The sequence below is a fragment of the Rathayibacter sp. AY1F8 genome (assembly GCF_002932165.1).
Lineage (GTDB): Bacteria > Actinomycetota > Actinomycetes > Actinomycetales > Microbacteriaceae > Rathayibacter.
This window is the reverse complement of record NZ_PSVB01000011.1, coordinates 1-19,896: the sequence shown is the minus strand read 5'-3', so window position 1 is coordinate 19,896 and position 19,896 is coordinate 1. Positions and strand designations below refer to the sequence as shown.

Genomic DNA, 19,896 nt, shown 5'->3' with positions numbered 1-19,896 from the left:
CAGAACGAGAGAAAGAGCGGGCAGTGCACGACCCTCGCCCGCAGTCCTCCCTCCGCCCCGAGCACCCCGTGCCGCGGAGCCTCTCGCAGCTCGTGGCCGAGTTCTCCCTCGGCCCGGTCCGCGGCCTCGAGGGCGTCGAGGTGAGCGGAGTCACGCTGGACTCGAACCAGGTCGAGTCCGGGGACCTCTACGTCGGTGTCGCAGGACGCCGTGCCCATGGCGCGGCCTTCGCGTCGGCCGCCGCGGCGTCCGGAGCCGTCGCCGTGCTGACCGACCCGGCCGGAGCGGAGCTCGCCGCCGACAGCGGCCTGCCCGTGCTGGTGACCCCCGACCCGCGGGCCGCCCTCGGCGACGTCGCCGCGTGGATCCACCGCACCCGCGAGGACGTCCCGACGCTCTTCGGCGTGACGGGGACCAACGGCAAGACGAGCGTCGTCTACATCCTCGACGCGCTGCTGCGCCGGCTCGGAGTCGTCTCCGGCCTCAGCTCCACCGCCGAGCGCCGGATCGGCGACGTCGCCGTGGTCAGCTCGCTGACCACTCCCGAGGCGAGCGAGCTGCACGGCCTGCTCGCGCGGATGCGCGAGTCCGCCGTCCGCGCGGTCTCCATCGAGGTGTCGGCGCAGGCGCTCACGCGGCACCGGATCGACGGCCTCGTCTTCGACGTCGTCGGCTTCACGAACCTCAGCCACGACCACCTCGACGACTACTCCGATCTGCGCGAGTACTTCGAGGCCAAGGCCGACCTCTTCGAGCCGGAGCGCGCACGCCGCGGCGTCGTCACGGTCGACAGCGCCTGGGGGCGCGAGCTCGCCGAGCGCAGCCGCATCCCCGTCGCGACGCTCGCCGGCTCTCCGGTCGTCGGAGTCGCCCCGACGACGCCCGCCGACTGGTCGATGACGGTGCTGGACGCGACGCCCGACAGCACCACCTTCCGCCTGGAGGGGCCCGAGAACCGCTCCGTCGTCGTCACCGTCTCGCTGATCGGCTGGTACATGGCGTCCAACGCCGCGCTGGCGATCGTGATGCTGGTGGAGTCGGGCTTCGACCTGGACGCCGTCGCGCACGCGCTCGAGGACAGTCGTCTCGACGTCTACATCCCGGGCCGCGCGGAGCTCGTCTCGGGGGAGCGCGGACCGCGCGTCTACGTCGACTACGGCCACACCCCCGACGCGTTCCAGAACGCGCTCGAGGCGCTGCGGACCATCACGCCCGGCCGCCTGTTCATGGTGTTCGGGGCGGACGGGGACCGCGACACGACCAAGCGGAGCGACATGGGCGCCATCGCCGCCCGCCTCGCCGACGTCGTGGTCGTCACCGACTTCCACCCGCGCTGGGAGGATCCGGCCGCCATCCGCGCCGCGCTCCTCCAGGGCGCCCGGGCCGCCGTGCCCGACCGGGAGATCCACGAGATCGCCGACCCGCGCGCCGCCGTGCGCGCCGCCGTCGCCCTCGCGCGCGAAGGGGACTCGATCCTCTACGCCGGGCCCGGCCACGAGGACCACCAGGAGATCGCAGGAGTGCACATGCCGTATTCGGCCAGAGACGACGTCCGTCACGCGCTGCGCGAGGCGGGCTGGCTGTAGATGATCGCCCTCACCCTCACCGAGATCGCCGAGGCCGTCTCCGGACGCCTCCACCTGGCCGGCTCGTCCGCCACGGCCGCCACCGTGATCGACGGAGCGACCGAGACCGACTCCCGCGAGATCGCGCCCGGCGGGATCTTCGTCGCCAAGCGCGGCGAGCACACCGACGGCCACCTCTTCGCTCCCGCCGCTCTCGAGCGCGGTGCCGCGCTCCTCATCGTGGAGCGCCCGCTCGACCTCGACGTGCCGCAGGTCCTCGTCGACGACTCCGTCGAGGCGCTCGGAGCGCTGGCGACCGAGGTCGTCCGGCGCGTCCGCGCGAAGGGCGGGCTCACCGTCATCGGCGTCACCGGCTCGAACGGCAAGACGACGACCAAGAACCTCCTCCGCACCGTCCTCGAGCGGGTCGGAGAGACGGTCGCTCCGCGCGGATCCTTCAACAACGAGGTCGGCGCGCCGATCACGATGCTCCAGGTGTCCGAGTCGACGCGCTTCCTCGTCGCCGAGATGGGCGCGAGCGCGGTCGGCGAGATCCGCCGCCTCGTCCGGATGGCCAGGCCCGACGTCGGCGTCGTCCTCGCCGTGGGCCTCGCGCACGCCGGCGAGTTCGGCGGGATCGAGCGCACGCTCGAGGCCAAGACAGAGATGGTCGCCGACCTCACCGCCGACGACGTCGCCGTGCTGAACGCCGACGACGGCCGGGTCGCCTCGATGGCGGGCCGCACCGCCGCCCGGGTCCTCTGGTTCGGCCGCGGCGAGAGCGCGGACGTCCGCGCCGTCGATATCGACGCGACCGCCGACGGCACCCGCTTCGCCATCGAGGTCTCGGCGGGGGAGGGCCGCGAGGCCGCTCGCGCCGAGCTCCTGCTGCGCGTCCTCGGCGAGCACCACGTGATGAACGCCCTCGCGGCGACCGCCGCCGCGCTCTCTGTCGGAGTGGCGCTGCCCGCGATCGTCGAGGCTCTCGCGACCGTCACCCTCGCCGAGCGCGGCCGCATGGAGGTCCTGGGCGGCGAGGACGTCCGCATCATCAACGACGCGTACAACGCGAGTCCCGACTCCACCGCGGCCGCCCTGCGCACCCTCGCTCAGATCGCGAAGCCCGGGGGGCGCACCGTCGCCGTCCTGGGAGAGATGAGCGAGCTCGGCGAGTGGGCCGACGAGGAGCACGAGCGCGTGGGCTTGCTGGCCGTGCGCCTCAATATCTCCCAGATCGTGGTGGTGGGCCGAGGCGCCCGCCGGATCCACGTCGCGGCCGAGCGCGAGGGGTCGTGGAGCGGCGAGTCCGTCTTCGCGGAGACCTCCGACGAGGCGTTCGACCTCCTCGAGGACTACCTGCGACCCGGCGACACCGTGCTGGTCAAGTCGTCCAACTCCGCGGGGCTGCGCTTCCTCGCCGACCGTCTCGGGGAGCGTCACCGATGAGGGCACTCCTCCTGTCCGGCGCGTTCTCGGGAGCCTTCACGCTCCTGATGACGCCCCTGTTCATCCGCCTCTTCCACCGCCTGCAGTGGGGCCAGTTCATCCGCGAGGACGGACCGAAGTCGCACCACGTCAAGCACGGGACGGCGACGATGGGCGGCATCGTCATCATCATCGGCACCGTGGTCGGCTACTTCCTCGGGATGCTGTTCGGCAACCGGGCGATCGCGCCGTCGGCCCTGCTGGTGCTCTTCATGATGGTCGGGCTCGGACTCGTCGGCTTCGTCGACGACTTCCTGAAGACCCGCAACCAGCGCAGCCTCGGCCTCGGCGGCTGGGCGAAGATCGCCGGCCAGGTCATCGTCGCCGCGGCCTTCGCGGTGATCGCGATCATGGTCCGCGACTCCAACGGGCTCACCCCCGCGTCCACCTCGATCTCGTTCATCCGCGACCTGCCGTTCGACTTCGCCTCCCTCGGCTGGATCGGCATCGGCCTGTTCGTGCTGTGGATCTGCATCATCGTCACCAGCACGTCGAACGGCGTGAACGTCGCCGACGGGCTCGACGGACTCGCGACCGGGTCCTCGATCCTCGCGATCGGCTCCTACGTCATCATCGGGTTCTGGCAGTCGAACCAGTGGTGCTTCGACCAGCACCTCAACCCCGAGGTCGTCGACAAGTGCTACCAGGTGAGCGACCCGTTCGACCTGGCCATCATCGCGGCGGCCGTCTCCGGTGCCCTGGTGGGCTTCCTCTGGTGGAACACCTCGCCGGCGCAGATCTTCATGGGCGACACCGGCTCGCTCGGCCTCGGCGGCGCGCTCGCGGCCCTGGCGATCCTCACCCGCACCGAGCTGCTGGTCATCCTCATCGGCGGCCTGTTCGTCATCGTGACCGGCTCGGTCATCCTCCAGCGGATCTACTTCAAGCTGACCCGGGGCAAGCGCATCTTCCTGATGAGCCCGCTCCACCACCACTTCGAGCTCAAGGGCTGGGCCGAGATCACCGTCGTGGTCCGGTTCTGGATCATCGCCGGCATCTTCGTCGCCGCCGGAGTCGGGCTCTTCTACCTGGAATGGCTGTCGCTGGCATGACCGATCCCGCCCGTCCCGACTCCCTCCGCAGCTGGCACTCGGACTGGCGCGGCCTGCGCGTCGCCGTGCTGGGCCTGGGCGTCACCGGGTTCTCGGTGGCCGACACCCTGACCGAGCTCGGCTCCGAGGTGCTGGTCCTCGCCGACCGCGCCGACGAGGAGCGCGAGCGCCTGCTCGAGGTGATCGGCGCCCGCCTGCACCGGGCCGACCGCCTCGACTCCGCTCCGGAGGAGCTGCACGCGTTCGCACCGGAGCTGGTCGTGGTGTCGCCCGGCTTCCGGCCGACGCACCCGATCCTCGTGTGGGCGGCGGAGTCCGGGATCCCCGTGTGGGGCGACGTCGAGCTCGCCTGGCGCGTCCGCGACAAGGTCGTGCGCGCCGACGGCACTCCGGCGGAATGGGTGGCCGTCACCGGCACCAACGGGAAGACCACGACCGTCCAGCTCACGGCGACGATGCTCGTGGCCGGCGGCCTCCGCGCCGCCCCCTGCGGCAACATCGGCGTGCCCGTGCTCGACGCGGTCCGCGACCCGCAGGGCTTCGACGTCCTCGTCGTGGAGCTCTCGAGCTACCAGCTGCACTACCTGGGCGCGATCGAGCCGATCGCGAGCGCGTGCCTCAACATCGCCGACGACCACCTCGACTGGCACGGTTCGTTCGACGCCTACCGCGCGGCCAAGGGCAAGGTCTACGCCGGCACCCGCGTCGCCTGCGTGTACAACCGCGCCGACGCGGCGACCGAGCAGATGGTGCTCGACGCCGAGGTGGTGGAGGGCGCCCGGGCGATCGGGTTCGGCCTCGGCGTGCCCGGCCCGAGCGACTTCGGGATCGTCGACGGCATCCTCTGCGACCGCGCCTTCCTCGAGGACCGCCGCACCAGTGCCCTCGAGATCACCACCGTGGACGAGCTCGCCGCACGGAACCTCGCCGCTCCGCACATCGTCCAGAACGTGCTCGCCGCGGCAGCGCTCTCCCGAGCGTGCGGGATCGAGGTCACGGCCGTCCGCACCGCGCTGGCGTCCTTCGAGCTCGACGCCCACCGCATCCAGGTCGTCGCCGAGCACGACGGGGTGACCTGGGTGAACGACTCCAAGGCCACGAACCCGCACGCCGCCGACGCCTCGCTGCGCGCGTACCCGTCGGTCGTCTGGGTCGTCGGCGGCCTGCTCAAGGGCGTCGACGTGGACGCCCTCGTGGCCGCGCACGTCGGCCGCCTGCGGGGCGCCGTGGTGATCGGCGCCGACCGCTCGGCGCTGCTCGCGGCATTCCGACGACACGCGCCCGCCCTCCCCGTGAGCGAGGCGGTGCCGGACGACACTGGTGCGGTGATGCAGGCGGCCGTCGAGGCGGCCGCGACGCTCGCCCGCTCGGGGGACGTCGTCCTGCTCGCACCCGCCGCGGCCTCGATGGACCAGTTCCTCGACTACGCGGCTCGGGGCCGCTCCTTCGCGGCCGCCGTGGCGACACACCTGGGAGGGGGAGCCGATGACCGCTCCGACGACGAGCCGCCCCGCGGGCCGCTCGCGCACTGAGCCGCGCGGGAAGGACCGGAGCGGGGCGCGCTCCGCGCGGATCGTCCTCTCGAAGGTCTTCGCCTCCCACTCGCCGAACTTCTACCTCCTCTTCGGAACCACGCTCTTCCTGGTGCTGTTCGGACTGACGATGGTGCTCTCCTCCTCGTCGGTCACCTCCTACGTGTCGAGCGACGACTCCTTCGGGGGCTTCCTGCGCCAGGGCGGGTTCGCCCTCCTCGGGATCCCGATGATGCTGGTGGTCTCGCGGCTGCCCCTCGGCGTGTGGAAGCGCGTGACGCCGATCCTGCTCATCGCCGGCTGCGTCCTCCAGTGCCTCGTGCTCTTCACACCGCTCGGCGACTCCGTCGGCGGGAACCGCAACTGGATCCGCCTCGGCGCCTTCAGCATGCAGCCCTCCGAGATCATCAAGCTCGCGCTCGCCCTCTGGCTGGGGCTCCTGCTCGCCCGCCGCTACCGGTCGCCGAAGGACTGGAAGGACGCGCTCATCCCCGTCCTGATCGTCGGCGGCGCGGCGATCGGACTGGTCCTCATCGGAGGCGACCTGGGCACGGTCGTGATCATGGCGGGCATCGTCCTCGCCGCGCTCTTCTACGCGAACGTCCAGATGAAGGTCCTCGTGCCGATCGTGGTGGTCGGTGCGATCGGAGCGGTGCTGTTCGCCGTCTCCAGCGACAACCGCCTCACCCGGATCATGTCCTTCCTCGGCGACTGCTCCAACGTCGAGGAGTACCAGAACTCGTGCTGGCAGCCGGTGCACGGCACCTGGGCGATGGCCTCCGGCGGGATCTTCGGCGTGGGCCTCGGCAACTCCAAGGCCAAGTGGTCCTGGCTGCCCGCCGCGGACAACGACTACATCTTCGCCATCATCGGCGAGGAGCTCGGGCTGATCGGAGCGATCGTCGTCCTGGCGCTGTTCGTGGTCCTCGCGGTCGCCTTCTTCCGCGTCATCCACGCGTCCTCCGATCCGTTCGTGCGGATCAGCACCGGCGCGATCATGGTCTGGCTGATCGGCCAGGCGTTCGTCAACATCGGCGTGGTCCTGGGGGTGCTCCCGGTGCTGGGAGTCCCGCTGCCGCTGATCTCCTCCGGAGGCACCGCCCTGCTCAGCTCGCTCCTCGCCATCGGCGTCGTCCTCTCCTTCGCCCGCACCCAGACCGCGCCCCTGCCCGGCGCGGGCGTGCTGCGCCGCAGGAAGGCGGCGGCGGAGTGACCCGCTACCTCCTCGCCGGCGGCGGCACCGCCGGCCACGTCAATCCGCTGCTCGCGACGGCCGATGAGATCCGCAGGCGGAACCCGGACGACGAGGTGCTCGTGCTCGGCACCGCCGAGGGGCTCGAGGCCCGCCTCGTCCCCCTCCGCGGCTACGAGCTCTCGGTGATCCCGCGGCTGCCGTTCCCGCGCCGTCCGAACGCGGCGGCGCTGCGGTTCCCCGGAGCCTTCCGTGCGACCATCGCCGGCATCGTCCGGACGATCCGCGACCGGCGGATCGACGCGGTGGTCGGCTTCGGCGGGTACGCGGCAGCACCCGCCTACCTGGCGGCGCGCCGCGCCGGCGTCCCCTTCACCGTCCACGAGGCCAACGCGCGCCCCGGGCTCGCCAACCGTCTCGGCGCGCGCGCGACCCGCTCGGTCGGCGTGGCCTTCGAGGGCACGCCCCTGCCGCACGCGCGGGTCGTCGGCATGCCGCTGCGCCGCGAGATCGCCGAGCTCGACCGGGCCGCGCGCCGCGACGAGGCGATGGCGGCGCTGGGCCTCGACCCGTCCCGGCAGACACTCCTGGTGACCGGCGGCTCCCTCGGCGCTCGACGGATCAACGCGACGGTGCACGCCGCCGCCCGGGATCTCGTCGCCACCGGCTTCCAGGTCCTCCACATCACGGGCGACCGCGCCGAGATCACGGACCCGGGGGTGGCCGGCTACCACCTCCTCGCCTACTGCGACCGGATGGACCTCGCGCTGTCCGCCGCGGACGTGGCCGTCTCCCGCGCGGGGGCAGCGACGGTCAGCGAGCTGACAGCCCTCGGCCTGCCCGCGGTCTACGTCCCGTACCCGGTCGGCAACGGCGAGCAGCGCTACAACGCGCGCGGCGTCGTCGACGCCGGGGGAGCGGTCCTCGTCGAGGACGCCGCCTTCCTCCCCGGCTGGGTCCAGCGGGAGCTCGTACCGCTCCTGGGCGACACCGCCCGTCGCGACGAGATGGCGCGCCGGGCCGCCCGCGTGGGAGTCCGCGACGGCTCCGGGCGGCTCGTCGACCTGATCGAGTCGACCCTCTCCGAGCCGCGCTGAGCCCGCTCCGCGCGGCTCGGGAGAGCACTCCCGCCCACCGTCTACACTGATCCGGCGCACCGCGGGAGACCCCTCCCGCCCGCCGCGACCCACCCGAAAGCGAGAGCCCCGTGATCAAGCCCGACCTCGGCATCACCGTCCCCGACGAGCTCGGCTCGGTCCACTTCATCGGCATCGGCGGCTCCGGGATGAGCGGGATCGCCCGGCTGTTCCACCACGCCGGGCACCGGGTCACCGGGTCCGACGTCCGCGAGTCCCACCCCATCGAGCAGCTGCGGGAGCTCGGCGTCCCGGTCGCCATCGGCCACGACGCGGCGAACCTCGGGGACGCCGAGGCGGTCGTCGTCACCTCCGCCCTGTGGCCCGACAATCCGGAGTACCTGCTCGCGAAGGAGCGCGGCCTGCCCGTGCTGCACCGCTCGCAGGCCCTCGCCTGGCTGGTGCGCGGCAAGCGCCTGGTCGCGGTCGCCGGAGCGCACGGCAAGACCACGTCGACCGGGATGATCGTCACCGGCCTCCTCGGCGTCGACGCCGACCCCAGCTTCGTCAACGGCGGCATCATCGAGAGCCTCGGCACCTCCTCCGCCGCCGGCTCCGGCGAGGTCTTCGTCGTCGAGGCCGACGAGTCGGACGGCAGCTTCCTCCTGTACGACACCGCGGTCGCCCTCATCACGAACGTCGACCCGGACCACCTCGACCACTACGGATCGCTGGAGGCGTTCGAGGAGGCCTTCGTCACCTTCGCCTCGTCCGCGAGCGAGCTCGTCGTCATCTCCTCCGACGACCCCGGCGCCGTCCGCGTCGCCGAGCGGCTGGACGGCGGACGGGTGCTGACCTTCGGCGAGGCCGAGGGGGCGGACGTCCGCGTCGTCGACCTCGACCTCGTCGGCCCCGTCGGCTTCTCGGTCGAGTACGAGGGCAGGCGCTACTCGGCCCGCCTCCGCATCCCCGGCCGGCACAACGCGATCAACGCGGCCGGCGCGTTCGCAGTGCTGGTGGGCCTGGGCTTCGATCCGGCCGTCTCGCTCGAGGCCGTGTCGGCGTTCGGAGGCACGGAGCGCCGCTTCGAGCTGCACGGAGCGGTCCGCGGAGTCAGCGTCTACGACGACTACGCCCACCACCCCACCGAGGTGGCCGCCGCCCTCTCCGCCGCGCGCACCGTGGTCGGCGAGGGCCGCATCATCGCCGTGCACCAGCCGCACCTCTACAGCCGCACCCGCCTCTTCGCCCGCGAGTTCGCCGAGACGCTCGAGCGCTACGCCGACGAGACGATCGTCCTCGACGTCTACGGGGCGCGCGAGGATCCGGAGCCCGGAGTGACCGGAGCGCTGGTCAGCGAGAAGTTCGCCGACCCGTCGCACGTCTCGTTCGTCCCGGACTGGGCGGAGGCGGCCCGCCTCACGGCCGGCATCGCGCGCGAGGGCGACTTCGTCATCACCCTCGGCTGCGGCGACGTCTACCGGATCATCCCGCAGGTGCTCGAGTCGCTCGGCGCGAGCGAGGCCGCGCCGGTCGCACGATGACCGCGGTCCTCGCGCCCGAAGCGGGGGAGCGGCCGTGAAGCGGCCCGACGGCGGACGCCCTCCGGCGCCCGGTCGGAGCGTCACCGCGCGCGGCGGCGAGCCGGAGCCGGACACCGAGCCGATCCGGATCGTCACCGCGATCCGCGTGGACCCGGAGTCGGCCGAGCGCACTCCGTGGCGCGCGGGCGCGGTCCGCCGCACCCTCTCGGGCCTGCGCCTGCCCGGAGCCGAGAACCGGGCCGTCTCCCGGGCCGCTCGCGAGCGGAGGCGCTACGAGCGGGGGGAGGTCCGCCGCTTCACGAAGCGCGCGCGTCGGCGCCGCCTGATCGCCCTGGTCGTGGCCGGGTCGCTCGTCGCCCTCGCCCTGATCGTCGGGGTCGCGGCCTTCTCGCCGCTCATGGCCGTGCGCACGATCGAGATCTCGGGCACCCAGCGCGTCGACGCCGCCGCCCTGCAGAGCGAGCTCGACGACCAGCTCGGCGTCCCGCTCACCCTGGTGGACCGGGACGAGGTCGGCCGCGTGCTGGGCGCGTCCCCGCTCATCCAGAGCTACTCGGTGCAGACCCGGCCGCCGAGCACCCTCGTGGTGTCGATCGTCGAGCGCAAGCCCCTCGGCGTGATCGCGGCGGGGGGCCGCTTCGAGCTCGTGGACGCGGCCGGAGTCGTCATCGAGACGGCGGACTCGGCGCAGCCCGGCTACCCGGTCCTCACCACCGCGTCCGGCGACGCCTCGGGAGCCGGCTTCCGCGCGACCGCACGGGTGCTGCGCTCCCTGCCCGCGTCGCTCGCTCCGCAGGTGACGGCCGCCACGGCCACGACCGGCGACGACGTCTCGCTCACCCTGCAGAACGGCACGGAAGTCGTCTGGGGCGGGTCGGACGAGTCGGCGCTCAAAGCCGTCGTGCTCGAGAAGCTGATGGCCGCGACCGACCCCGCCGTCGTCGGCACCTACGACGTGTCCTCGCCCCAGGCCGCCGTCGTGGCGCCCCGGCCCTGACCGGCGGCGGATCCGCGTGTTCTTTCGAGCGTTGCGGGCGTGTCTGCTGGGAGCGCGACCGGACTCCGCCTACCGTCGGAGCCGAACCCCAAATGCATACTCAGCATAACTTTAAGCCTCAACTACAGGTTTAAGGTTCAGCCCGGAGGCCGGAGACGTGACTTCAAACCAGAACTACCTCGCCGTGATCAAGGTCGTCGGCATCGGCGGTGGCGGCGTCAACGCCGTCAACCGCATGATCGAGCTCGGCCTGCGCGGTGTCGAATTCATCGCGATCAACACGGACGCCCAGGCGCTCCTGCTCAGCGACGCCGACGTCAAGCTCGACGTGGGCCGCGAGCTGACCCGCGGACTCGGCGCCGGCGCCGACCCTGAGGTCGGCCGCCGCGCCGCCGAGGACCACGCCGAGGAGATCGAGGAGGTCCTAGCGGGGGCCGACATGGTCTTCGTCACCGCGGGCGAGGGCGGCGGCACCGGCACCGGCGGCGCGCCCGTCGTCGCGCGGATCGCCAAGTCGATCGGCGCCCTCACCATCGGCGTCGTGACCAAGCCCTTCGGGTTCGAGGGACGCCGTCGGCAGACGCAGGCCGAGGCCGGCGTCGCGACGCTGAAGAACGAGGTCGACACGCTCATCGTCGTCCCGAACGACCGCCTGCTCGAGATCAGCGACCGCGGCATCTCGATGCTCGAGGCCTTCGCGACCGCCGACCAGGTGCTCCTCGCCGGCGTCCAGGGCATCACCGACCTGATCACCACGCCCGGCCTGATCAACCTCGACTTCGCCGACGTGAAGTCGGTCATGCAGGGCGCGGGCTCGGCGCTGATGGGCATCGGCTCGTCGCGCGGCGCCGATCGCGCGATCAAGGCGGCCGAGCTGGCCGTCGCCTCACCGCTGCTCGAGGCCAGCATCGACGGCGCGCACGGCGTGCTCCTCTCGATCCAGGGCGGCTCGAACCTCGGCATCTTCGAGATCAACGACGCGGCGCGCCTCGTCCAGGAGGCGGTGCACGCCGAGGCGAACATCATCTTCGGTGCCGTGATCGACGACACGCTCGGCGACGAGGTGCGCGTCACCGTCATCGCCGCGGGGTTCGACGGCGGAGAGCCGGGCGGAACCGCTCAGGCCGCGATCGCTCAGCCGCGCCAGCAGCAGAGCTCGGCGAGCGAGTCGGCCGCCGAGGCCGTCCCGGCTCCCGCCGCCGCCCCTGCGGCCGGCTCGATCTGGTCGAGCACCCCCGTCGCCGCCCCGGCCCCTGTCGCCGACCCGTCCTTCGACGACGACGACAGCGACCTGGACATCCCCGACTTCCTCAAGTAGTCGTGCCGGATCCGGAGCTGGCCGCGCGCTGGGCCGAGGTCTCCGAGCGGGTCGCCGACGCGACCCGCTCGGCCGGTCGCGAGGCGTCCTCGGTCACGACCATCGTGGTGACCAAGTTCCACCCCGTGTCGCTGCTCCGCGACCTCCGCGCGCTGGGCGTCGTCGACTTCGGCGAGAACCGGCACCAGGAGGCGCAGGAGAAGTCGGCCGAGCTGGCGGGGACCGCTGCGCGCTGGCACTTCATCGGGCAGCTCCAGAGCAAGAAGGCGCGCCAGGTGCGCCGCTACGCCGACGCGGTCCACTCCGTCGACCGGCTCGCGCTCGTCCCGCTACTCGAGGCGGGGGAGGAGCCGCTCGACGTGTTCCTGCAGGTCAACCTCACCGAGGATCCCGACCGCGGGGGAGCGTCGCCCGCCGACGTCGAGCCCCTCGCCGAGGCTCTCGCCGGGGCGCCCGGCCTCACGCTGCGCGGCGTGATGGCGGTCGCCCCGCTGGACGAGGAGCCCCGTCCGGCGTTCGCCCGGCTCCGGTCCATCTCCGACCGCGTGCGCGCCGTCGAGCCCTCCGCCACGGCGATCTCGGCGGGCATGTCGAACGACTTCGCCGAGGCGATCGCGGAGGGTGCGACACACCTGCGAATCGGATCGGCAATCACCGGAGAACGCCCCGCCCGCACCTAACCTCGTGGTGACCCACCTGTGGGAGCACACACGACACGGAGGACACCCCATGGCCAACCCGCTGAAGAAGACGATGGTCTACCTCGGACTCGCCGACGAAGAGGTCGAGTACGAGCGCGCAGAGCCCGTCGAGGCGGCCCCGGCGACGGCCCACCGCGCACCGGTCTCCCCGGTGCAGCCCGTCCCTCCCGTCGAGCCGGTGCAGCAGCCCCGCGCGACGGTCACCCCGCTCCGCAAGCCCACCCCCCAGACCCCGAAGGCGACGGCACCCGCCGAGATGAACGAGATCCTCACCGTCCACCCGAAGCAGTACCGCGACGCGCAGGTCATCGCGGAGAACTTCCGCGACGGCATCCCCGTGATCATCAACCTCTCGCAGATGAGCGATGCGGACGCCCGCCGCCTCATCGACTTCGCGAGCGGACTCTCGCAGGGCCTCTACGGCCGCATCGAGCGCGTGACGAGCAAGGTCTTCCTGCTCTCGCCGTCGCACATCACCGTCGCCGGCGACTCCGCCTCCGCCGAGAGCGACGCCGACGCGTCGTTCTTCGCGAAGTCCTGATCCCGGGGAGCCCTGGCCCCCGGTGACCTCCGTCGTCTCGCTCCTCGGGAGCGTCCTGTACTTCGTGCTGCTGCTCTACTTCTTCGCGATGTGGGCGCGGTTCGTGCTCGACCTCGTCCGCGTGATCCGACGCGACTGGCGCCCCCGCGGTGCCGGCCTCGTCGCCGCTGAGGGCGTCTACACCGTCACGGACCCGCCGATCGGCTTCTTCCGACGCCTGATCAAGCCGGTCTCGATCGGTCCGATCGCCCTCGATTTCGGCTGGAGCCTCACCATGCTCTGCGTCATCGTGGGCATGTACATCGCCACGTGGCTCCAGCGCGCCTGACCGTCCCTGTATCGTTGGCACGTCCGGACGTTCCCCGCGGTGTCAGCACTGCGCCGTGCGCCTGAAGTTGCTAGCTTTAGTCGCGCGTTGTTAAACGTGTACCTACTTGAAATCGAAGGTGGAAAGCCATGGCGCTCACTCCCGAAGACGTTGTCAACAAGCGGTTCCAGCCGACCAAGTTCCGTGAGGGATACGACCAGGACGAGGTCGACGACTTCCTCGACGAGGTCGTCGTGGAGCTCCGCCGCCTGAACCAGGAGAACGAGGAGCTTCGTCAGCGCCTCTCCTCCGGCGACAGCCGCCCCTCGGACGCCCGAGTCTCCGACGCCCCGCGCGAGAGCACTCCTGCTCCCGCCCCGGTGGTCGACGAGGCACCCGAGCCGGAGCCGCAGCCCGAGCCCGAGCCCACCCCGGCTCCCGCACCGGTCGTCGCTCCCGTCAGCTCCTCGCAGTCGGCCCCGGTCGACGAGGCCGAGAGCTCCAGCGGACTCCTGCAGCTCGCCCGCCGCCTCCACGAGGAGCACGTGCGCGAGGGTGCCGAGAAGCGCGACGCGCTCGTCGCCGAGGGTCGTGCCACGGCCGCCCGCATCGTCGCCGAGGCCGAGGCCAAGCAGCGCCAGCAGGTCGCGAAGCTCGAGGAGGAGCGCGCGACGGTCGAGCACCGCATCGACGAGCTCCGCACCTTCGAGCGCGAGTACCGCCAGAAGCTGAAGAGCTACATCGAGGGCCAGCTCCGCGACCTCGACACCCAGCCGGCGTCGACGGAGTCCTCGCTGTCGGGCTTTGGGGCGTAGTCCCGCCGCAGCGGACGTCAGGCCGAGGGTGCTCGTCACCCTCGGCCTCGTCGCGCTCGCGGTCTTCGCGATCGATCAGACCGCGAAGTTCCTGGTCACGACGAACCTGACCCTGGGCGAGGACGTCCACGTCCTCGGCGACGTCCTGATCCTGCACTACGTGAAGAACCCGGGCGCCGCCTTCTCCCTCGCGAGCGGGTCGACCTGGATCTTCTCGATCATCGCGGCGTGCGTCGTCGTCGCCGTGATCTGGTTCTCGCGCCGGATCCGCTCCACCGCGTGGGGCGTCTTCTTCGGCCTGCTGCTCGGCGGCACCCTCGGCAACCTCTTCGACCGGCTGTTCCGAGAGCCCTCCTTCGGGCTCGGACACGTCGTCGACTTCCTCTTCACGCCGTGGCTGCTCCCGGCGATCTACAACGTCGCCGACATCGCGATCTGCACGGCGATGGCGCTGTTCGTCCTCCTGAGCGTGCGGGGCGTCGGCCTCGACGGCACCCGCGAGCGCGCGGGACGCGACGAGCAGGTCGCGTCCGAGGACGGCGCTCCCGCCGCCCCCGGAGCGGGCGCCCCCGCAGCGGCCTCCTCCGTCGAGGAGGCGGCCCGCGACGCCGACCGCCCCGGCGGACGCTGATGGCGCAGTCCCGAGAGCTGCCGGTCCCGGACGGGCTCGACGGCCTCCGCGTGGACGCGGCCGTCGCGAAGCTGCTCGGCTTCTCGCGCACCTTCGCGGCCGAGGTCGCCGAGGCGGGCGGAGTGAGCGCCGACGGACGGGTCCTCGACAAGAGCGACCGCGTGCACGCCGGCACCTGGCTGAGCGTCGAGTGGAGCCCGCGCGAGGAGCCGCGGATCGTGCCGATGGCGGTCCCCGGCCTCGGCATCGTGCACGACGACGACGACATCGTGGTGATCGACAAGCCCGTCGGAGTGGCCGCGCACCCCGCCGTGGGCTGGGAGGGACCGACGGTGCTCGGCGCCCTCGCCGCCGCGGGCTTCACCGTGACGACCTCCGGTGCGGCCGAGCGCGCGGGCATCGTGCACCGGCTCGACGCCGGCACGAGCGGCCTCATGGTCGTCGCGAAGTCCGAGCGCGCCTACACGCACCTCAAGCGCGCGTTCCACGACCGCACGGTCGAGAAGGTCTACCACGCGGTCGTGCAGGGCCACCCCGACCCGCTCGCCGGGACGATCGACGCCCCGCTCGGCCGCCACCCGTCCTCGGACTGGAAGTTCGCGGTCCGCGCCGACGGCAAGCCCTCGGTGACCCATTACGAGACGATCGAGGCCTTCCCGTTCGCCTCCCTCCTCGAGATCCACCTCGAGACCGGCCGCACCCACCAGATCCGCGTGCACATGGCCGCCCAGCGCCACCCGTGCGTCGGCGACGCGATGTACGGCGCCGATCCGACCCTCTCAAAGCGGCTCGGCCTCACCCGCCAGTGGCTCGACGCGGTCCGGCTCGGCTTCACCCACCCGGGCTCGGGGGAGTGGGTGCAGTTCGAGGCGTCCTACCCCGAGGACCTGGTGCACGCCCTCGAGGTGCTGCGCGCGGAGTGATCCGCGCTCTCCCGGCCGGACCCGCGTCCGGCGCGGTTAGACTTCTTCCCGCCGTGTCCACGGGCCCTCCCGGGTCGCCGGCCATCCCTCCCCTGCCCGCAGTCCGCCGGAGGCGCATCCTTGCCGAGTAACGATTCCTTCGTCCACCTCCACGTGCACAGCGAGTACTCGATGCTCGACGGTGCAGCGCGGGTGAAGCCGCTGATCGACGCGGCGGTCGAGGAGGGCATGCCGGCCATCGCCGTGACCGACCACGGGAACGTGTTCGGCGCCTTCGACTTCTGGCGCACCGCGACGGCGGCGGGGATCAAGCCGATCATCGGCACCGAGGCCTACCTCACCCCGGGGACGCACCGCTCCGACAAGACCCGCATCCGCTGGGGCGACGGCGGAGGGGACGACGTGTCCGGCTCCGGCGCGTACACCCACATGACGCTGCTCAGCTCGACCACGACGGGCATGCACAACCTCTTCCGCCTCTCCTCGCGCGCGTCGATCGAGGGCTACTACTTCAAGCCGCGCATGGACCGCGAGATCCTCTCGCAGTACTCCGAGGGCCTGATCGGCACCACGGGCTGCCCGAGCGGCGAGGTCCAGACGCGCCTGCGCCTCGGCCAGTACAAGGAGGCCCGCCAGGCGGCCGCCGACTACCGCGACATCTTCGGCAAGGAGAACTTCTTCGCCGAAATCATGGATCACGGCCTCGACATCGAGCGGCGGGTGATCGGCGACGTCATCCGGCTCGCGAAGGACCTCGACCTCCCGCTGGTCGCCACCAACGACCTGCACTACACGCACGCGCACGACGCGACCTCGCACGCGGCGCTGCTCTGCGTGCAGTCCGGGACCACCCTCGACGACCCCAAGCGCTTCAAGTTCGACGCGGACGAGTTCTACCTCAAGTCGCCGCGCGAGATGCGCCAGGTCTTCCGCGACCACCCCGAGGCCTGCGACAACACGCTCCTCATCGCGGAGCGCTGCGACGTCCAGTTCGACACCTCGGCGAACTACATGCCCCGCTTCCCGGTGCCGGAGGGCGAGACGGAGGACACCTGGTTCGTGAAGGAGGTCGAGGCCGGACTGCGCGAGCGCTACCCGGACGGCATCTCCCAGGAGGTGCGCGACCGGGCGGACTACGAGACCCGCGTCATCCTGCAGATGGGCTTCCCCGGCTACTTCCTCGTCGTCGCCGACTTCATCAACTGGTCCAAGCGCAACGGAATCCGCGTCGGTCCCGGCCGCGGCTCCGGTGCCGGCTCGATGGCGGCCTACGCGATGAAGATCACCGACCTCGATCCGCTGCGCCACGGCCTGATCTTCGAGCGCTTCCTCAACCCCGACCGCGTGTCCATGCCCGACTTCGACGTCGACTTCGACGACCGTCGCCGCGGCGAGGTCATCCGCTACGTCACCGAGAAGTACGGCGACGAGCGCGTCGCGCAGATCGTCACCTACGGCACCATCAAGGCGAAGCAGGCTCTCAAGGACGCCTCGCGCGTCCTCGGCTTCCCGTTCGGGATGGGCGAGAAGCTGACGAAGGCCATGCCGCCCGCGATCATGGGCAAGGACATCCCGCTCAGCGGCATCAACGACCCCGCCCACGCGCGCTACAAGGAAGCGCTCGACGTGCGCAACGTCATCGCCGAGGATCCGCAGGCCAAGCTGGTCTTCGACACCGCGCTCGGGCTCGAGAACCTCAAGCGCCAGTGGGGCGTGCACGCGGCCGGCGTCATCATGTCCAGCGATCCGCTGCTGGACATCATCCCGATCATGAAGCGGGAGCAGGACGGCCAGATCGTCACGCAGTTCGACTACCCCGCGTGCGAGTCGCTCGGGCTGATCAAGATGGACTTCCTGGGGCTGCGGAACCTCACGATCATCGACGACGCCCTCGACAACATCCGCGCCAACCGCGGACAGGACCTCGTGCTCGAGGACCTCGAGCTCGACGACCAGGCCGCCTACGACCTCCTCGCCCGCGGCGACACGCTCGGCGTGTTCCAGCTCGACGGCGGCCCGATGCGCGGCCTTCTCCGACTGATGAAGCCCGACAACTTCGAGGACATCTCCGCAGTCCTCGCGCTCTACCGGCCGGGCCCGATGGGCGCCGACTCCCACACCAACTACGCGCTGCGGAAGAACGGCGTGCAGGAGATCACCCCGATCCACCCGGAGCTCGAGGAGCCGCTCTCGGAGGTGCTCGGAGGGACCTACGGCCTGATCGTGTACCAGGAGCAGGTCATGTCGATCGCGCAGAAGCTAGCGGGCTTCACGCTCGCGCAGGCCGACCTGCTGCGGCGCGCGATGGGCAAGAAGAAGAAGTCCGAGCTGGACAAGCAGTTCGAGGGCTTCTCGGGCGGCATGATCGCCAACGGCTACTCGATGGAGGCCGTCAAGACCCTCTGGGACATCCTGCTGCCCTTCTCCGACTACGCCTTCAACAAGGCGCACTCGGCGGCGTACGGCGTCGTCTCCTACTGGACGGCGTACCTCAAGGCGCACTACCCCGCGGAGTACATGGCCGCGCTGCTCACCAGCGTCGGCGACTCCAAGGACAAGATGGCCGCCTACCTCAACGAGTGCCGGCGGATGGGGATCAAGGTGCTCCCGCCGGACGTCAACGAGTCGATCGGCTTCTTCACCGCAGTCGGCACCGACATCCGCTTCGGCCTCGGCGCCGTCCGCAACGTCGGCATGAACGTCGTCGAGGGCATCCGGGCCGCCCGCGAGGAGAAGGGGCGCTTCGAGACGTTCCACGACTTCCTCCGCAAGGTGCCGCTGCAGGTGACCAACAAGCGCACCATCGAGTCGCTCATCAAGGCCGGCGCCTTCGACTCGCTCGGCTCGACCCGCCGCGCCCTGGTCGAGGTGCACGAGGACGCCGTCGAGGCGGCGGTGGGGGAGAAGCGCAACGAGGCGAACGGCCAGGTCGGCTTCGACTTCGACAGCCTCTGGGACGAGCCGCAGGCCGCGATCCAGGTGCCCGAGCGGCCCGAATGGGCCAAGCGCGACAAGCTCGCCTTCGAGCGCGACATGCTCGGGCTCTACGTGTCCGACCATCCGCTCGCCGGACTCGAGACCGAGCTCGCCAAGCACTACAGCACCACGATCGCCGACCTGCTGATCTCGGAGACGATCGCCGACGGCGAGACCGTGGTCGTCGCGGGCCTCGTCACGAGCGTCCAGCACCGCATGGCCAAGGCCTCCGGCAACCAGTACGGGATGATCCAGGTCGAGGACTTCGGCGGCGAGATCACCTGCATGTTCATGGGGAAGGCGTACCAGGAGTTCGCCCCGGCGCTCACGAACGACTCCATCGTCGTCGTCAGAGGCCGCGTCAGCATGCGCGACGACGGGATGAATCTGCACGCGTTCAGCCTGTTCGCCCCCGAGATGAGCCAGGACGGCGACTCGGGACCGCTCACCGTCTCGATGCCCGAGTCGCGCGCGACCACCGACACGGTCTCGCAGCTCAGCGACGTGCTCATCCGCCACTCCGGCCAGACCGAGGTGCGCCTGAAGCTCATCAAGGGCGACACGGCCCGCGTGTTCGAGGTGCCGTTCCCCGTGCGCATCACCCCGGACCTCTTCGGCGAGCTGAAGAGCCTGCTGGGGCCGAACTGTCTGTATTGAATTCCGAGCCGGTCCCTGCCCGGCTCGGCGCGGTCGGCTGGGGAGGGTGGCCGGGTTCGTGAGAGCGTCGTGCGTCCGGCTACGACGATCCGCTGGCACGCGGATCGCCGGTTCGCCGGGCCTGTGGCGAGCCGGTCCCCGACTGGCTCGGCGCGGTCGGCTGGGGAGGGTGGCCGGGTCGGTGAGAGCGTCGTGCGTCCGGCTACGGCGATCCGCTGGCACGCGGATCGCCGGTTCGCGGTGCCTGTGGCGAGCCGGTCCCTGCCCGGCTCGGCGCGGTCGGCTGGGGAGGGTGGCCGGGTCGGTGAGAGCGTCGTGCGTCCGGCTACGACGATCCGCTGACACGCGGATCGCCGGTTCGCCTCGGAGGGTGCGGCGAGAGGGTGGCGGATCGGAGGGCGAGCCTGCGGCCGCCGGTGTCCTCCTGGTGGTCGAGTAGCCGCGCGGCGGCGTATCGAGACCGGGCGAGCGCCCGTAGATGCTGGTCGAGTAGCCGCGGAGCGGCGGATCGAGACCAGGGCGATGGAGGCGACTCCGGCGGCCTGCGCGGGCACGGCGTTCATGACGACGCTCGACGGGTAGAC

Annotated in this window: 16 protein-coding genes; all 16 read left to right on the top strand. The window is 71.5% G+C overall.

The genetic code is table 11. The features are described from left to right. Nucleotides 1-23 precede the first annotated feature (23 nt). Complete coding sequence (locus C5C35_RS09720; protein WP_104238697.1) at nt 24-1,586, top strand: Mur ligase family protein; 1,563 nt, start codon at nt 24-26, stop codon at nt 1,584-1,586. Further along, on the top strand, nt 1,587-3,011 hold the full coding sequence (gene murF, locus C5C35_RS09715; RefSeq protein ID WP_104247145.1) for a UDP-N-acetylmuramoyl-tripeptide--D-alanyl-D-alanine ligase: 1,425 nt from the start codon (nt 1,587-1,589) through the stop codon (nt 3,009-3,011). Beyond that, the gene (gene mraY / locus C5C35_RS09710) at nt 3,008-4,102 is read left to right on the top strand and encodes a phospho-N-acetylmuramoyl-pentapeptide-transferase (RefSeq protein ID WP_104222591.1); all 1,095 of its coding nucleotides are present in this window, start codon (nt 3,008-3,010) and stop codon (nt 4,100-4,102) included. The genes murF and mraY overlap by 4 nt, the downstream gene beginning before the upstream one ends. After that, a complete protein-coding gene (murD, locus tag C5C35_RS09705) occupies nt 4,099-5,634 on the top strand; it encodes a UDP-N-acetylmuramoyl-L-alanine--D-glutamate ligase (protein WP_104222592.1) in 1,536 nt (511 codons plus the stop codon). Before mraY ends, murD begins: the two co-directional genes overlap by 4 nt. Next, complete coding sequence (gene ftsW / locus C5C35_RS09700; RefSeq protein ID WP_104222593.1) at nt 5,588-6,847, top strand: putative lipid II flippase FtsW; 1,260 nt, start codon at nt 5,588-5,590, stop codon at nt 6,845-6,847. The genes murD and ftsW overlap by 47 nt, the downstream gene beginning before the upstream one ends. Further along, on the top strand, nt 6,844-7,923 hold the full coding sequence (gene murG / locus C5C35_RS09695; protein WP_104222594.1) for an undecaprenyldiphospho-muramoylpentapeptide beta-N-acetylglucosaminyltransferase: 1,080 nt from the start codon (nt 6,844-6,846) through the stop codon (nt 7,921-7,923). The genes ftsW and murG overlap by 4 nt, the downstream gene beginning before the upstream one ends. 110 nt (nt 7,924-8,033) lie before the next feature. After that, the gene (gene murC / locus C5C35_RS09690; protein ID WP_104263025.1) at nt 8,034-9,446 is read left to right on the top strand and encodes a UDP-N-acetylmuramate--L-alanine ligase; all 1,413 of its coding nucleotides are present in this window, start codon (nt 8,034-8,036) and stop codon (nt 9,444-9,446) included. Nucleotides 9,447-9,480: 34 nt separating this feature from the next. Next, nucleotides 9,481-10,443, top strand: a complete 963-nt coding sequence (locus C5C35_RS09685) for a cell division protein FtsQ/DivIB (protein ID WP_104222596.1) — start codon at nt 9,481-9,483, stop codon at nt 10,441-10,443. Between the two features lie 157 nt (nt 10,444-10,600). Further along, nucleotides 10,601-11,761 carry a cell division protein FtsZ gene (gene ftsZ, locus C5C35_RS09680; protein WP_104263024.1) on the top strand — a complete coding sequence of 387 codons (1,161 nt, stop codon included), beginning with the start codon at nt 10,601-10,603 and terminating at the stop codon, nt 11,759-11,761. A gap of 2 nt (nt 11,762-11,763) precedes the next feature. Beyond that, a complete protein-coding gene (locus tag C5C35_RS09675) occupies nt 11,764-12,441 on the top strand; it encodes a YggS family pyridoxal phosphate-dependent enzyme (RefSeq protein WP_104263023.1) in 678 nt (225 codons plus the stop codon). Nucleotides 12,442-12,490: 49 nt separating this feature from the next. Continuing rightward, nucleotides 12,491-13,003, top strand: a complete 513-nt coding sequence (locus C5C35_RS09670; protein ID WP_104222599.1) for a cell division protein SepF — start codon at nt 12,491-12,493, stop codon at nt 13,001-13,003. 22 nt (nt 13,004-13,025) lie between these two features. Next, on the top strand, nt 13,026-13,331 hold the full coding sequence (locus C5C35_RS09665; RefSeq protein ID WP_258059242.1) for a YggT family protein: 306 nt from the start codon (nt 13,026-13,028) through the stop codon (nt 13,329-13,331). 128 nt (nt 13,332-13,459) lie between these two features. After that, nucleotides 13,460-14,125 carry a DivIVA domain-containing protein gene (locus tag C5C35_RS09660; protein ID WP_104222600.1) on the top strand — a complete coding sequence of 222 codons (666 nt, stop codon included), beginning with the start codon at nt 13,460-13,462 and terminating at the stop codon, nt 14,123-14,125. 28 nt (nt 14,126-14,153) lie between these two features. Continuing rightward, nucleotides 14,154-14,756: a signal peptidase II gene (gene lspA, locus C5C35_RS09655; RefSeq protein WP_104239385.1), complete on the top strand. Its 603-nt coding sequence runs from the start codon at nt 14,154-14,156 to the stop codon at nt 14,754-14,756. Then, the gene (locus C5C35_RS09650; RefSeq protein ID WP_104263022.1) at nt 14,756-15,679 is read left to right on the top strand and encodes an RluA family pseudouridine synthase; all 924 of its coding nucleotides are present in this window, start codon (nt 14,756-14,758) and stop codon (nt 15,677-15,679) included. Before lspA ends, C5C35_RS09650 begins: the two co-directional genes overlap by 1 nt. A gap of 171 nt (nt 15,680-15,850) precedes the next feature. Further along, on the top strand, nt 15,851-19,312 hold the full coding sequence (dnaE, locus tag C5C35_RS09645; protein WP_244229655.1) for a DNA polymerase III subunit alpha: 3,462 nt from the start codon (nt 15,851-15,853) through the stop codon (nt 19,310-19,312). The last annotated feature ends 584 nt before the right edge of the window (nt 19,313-19,896 follow it).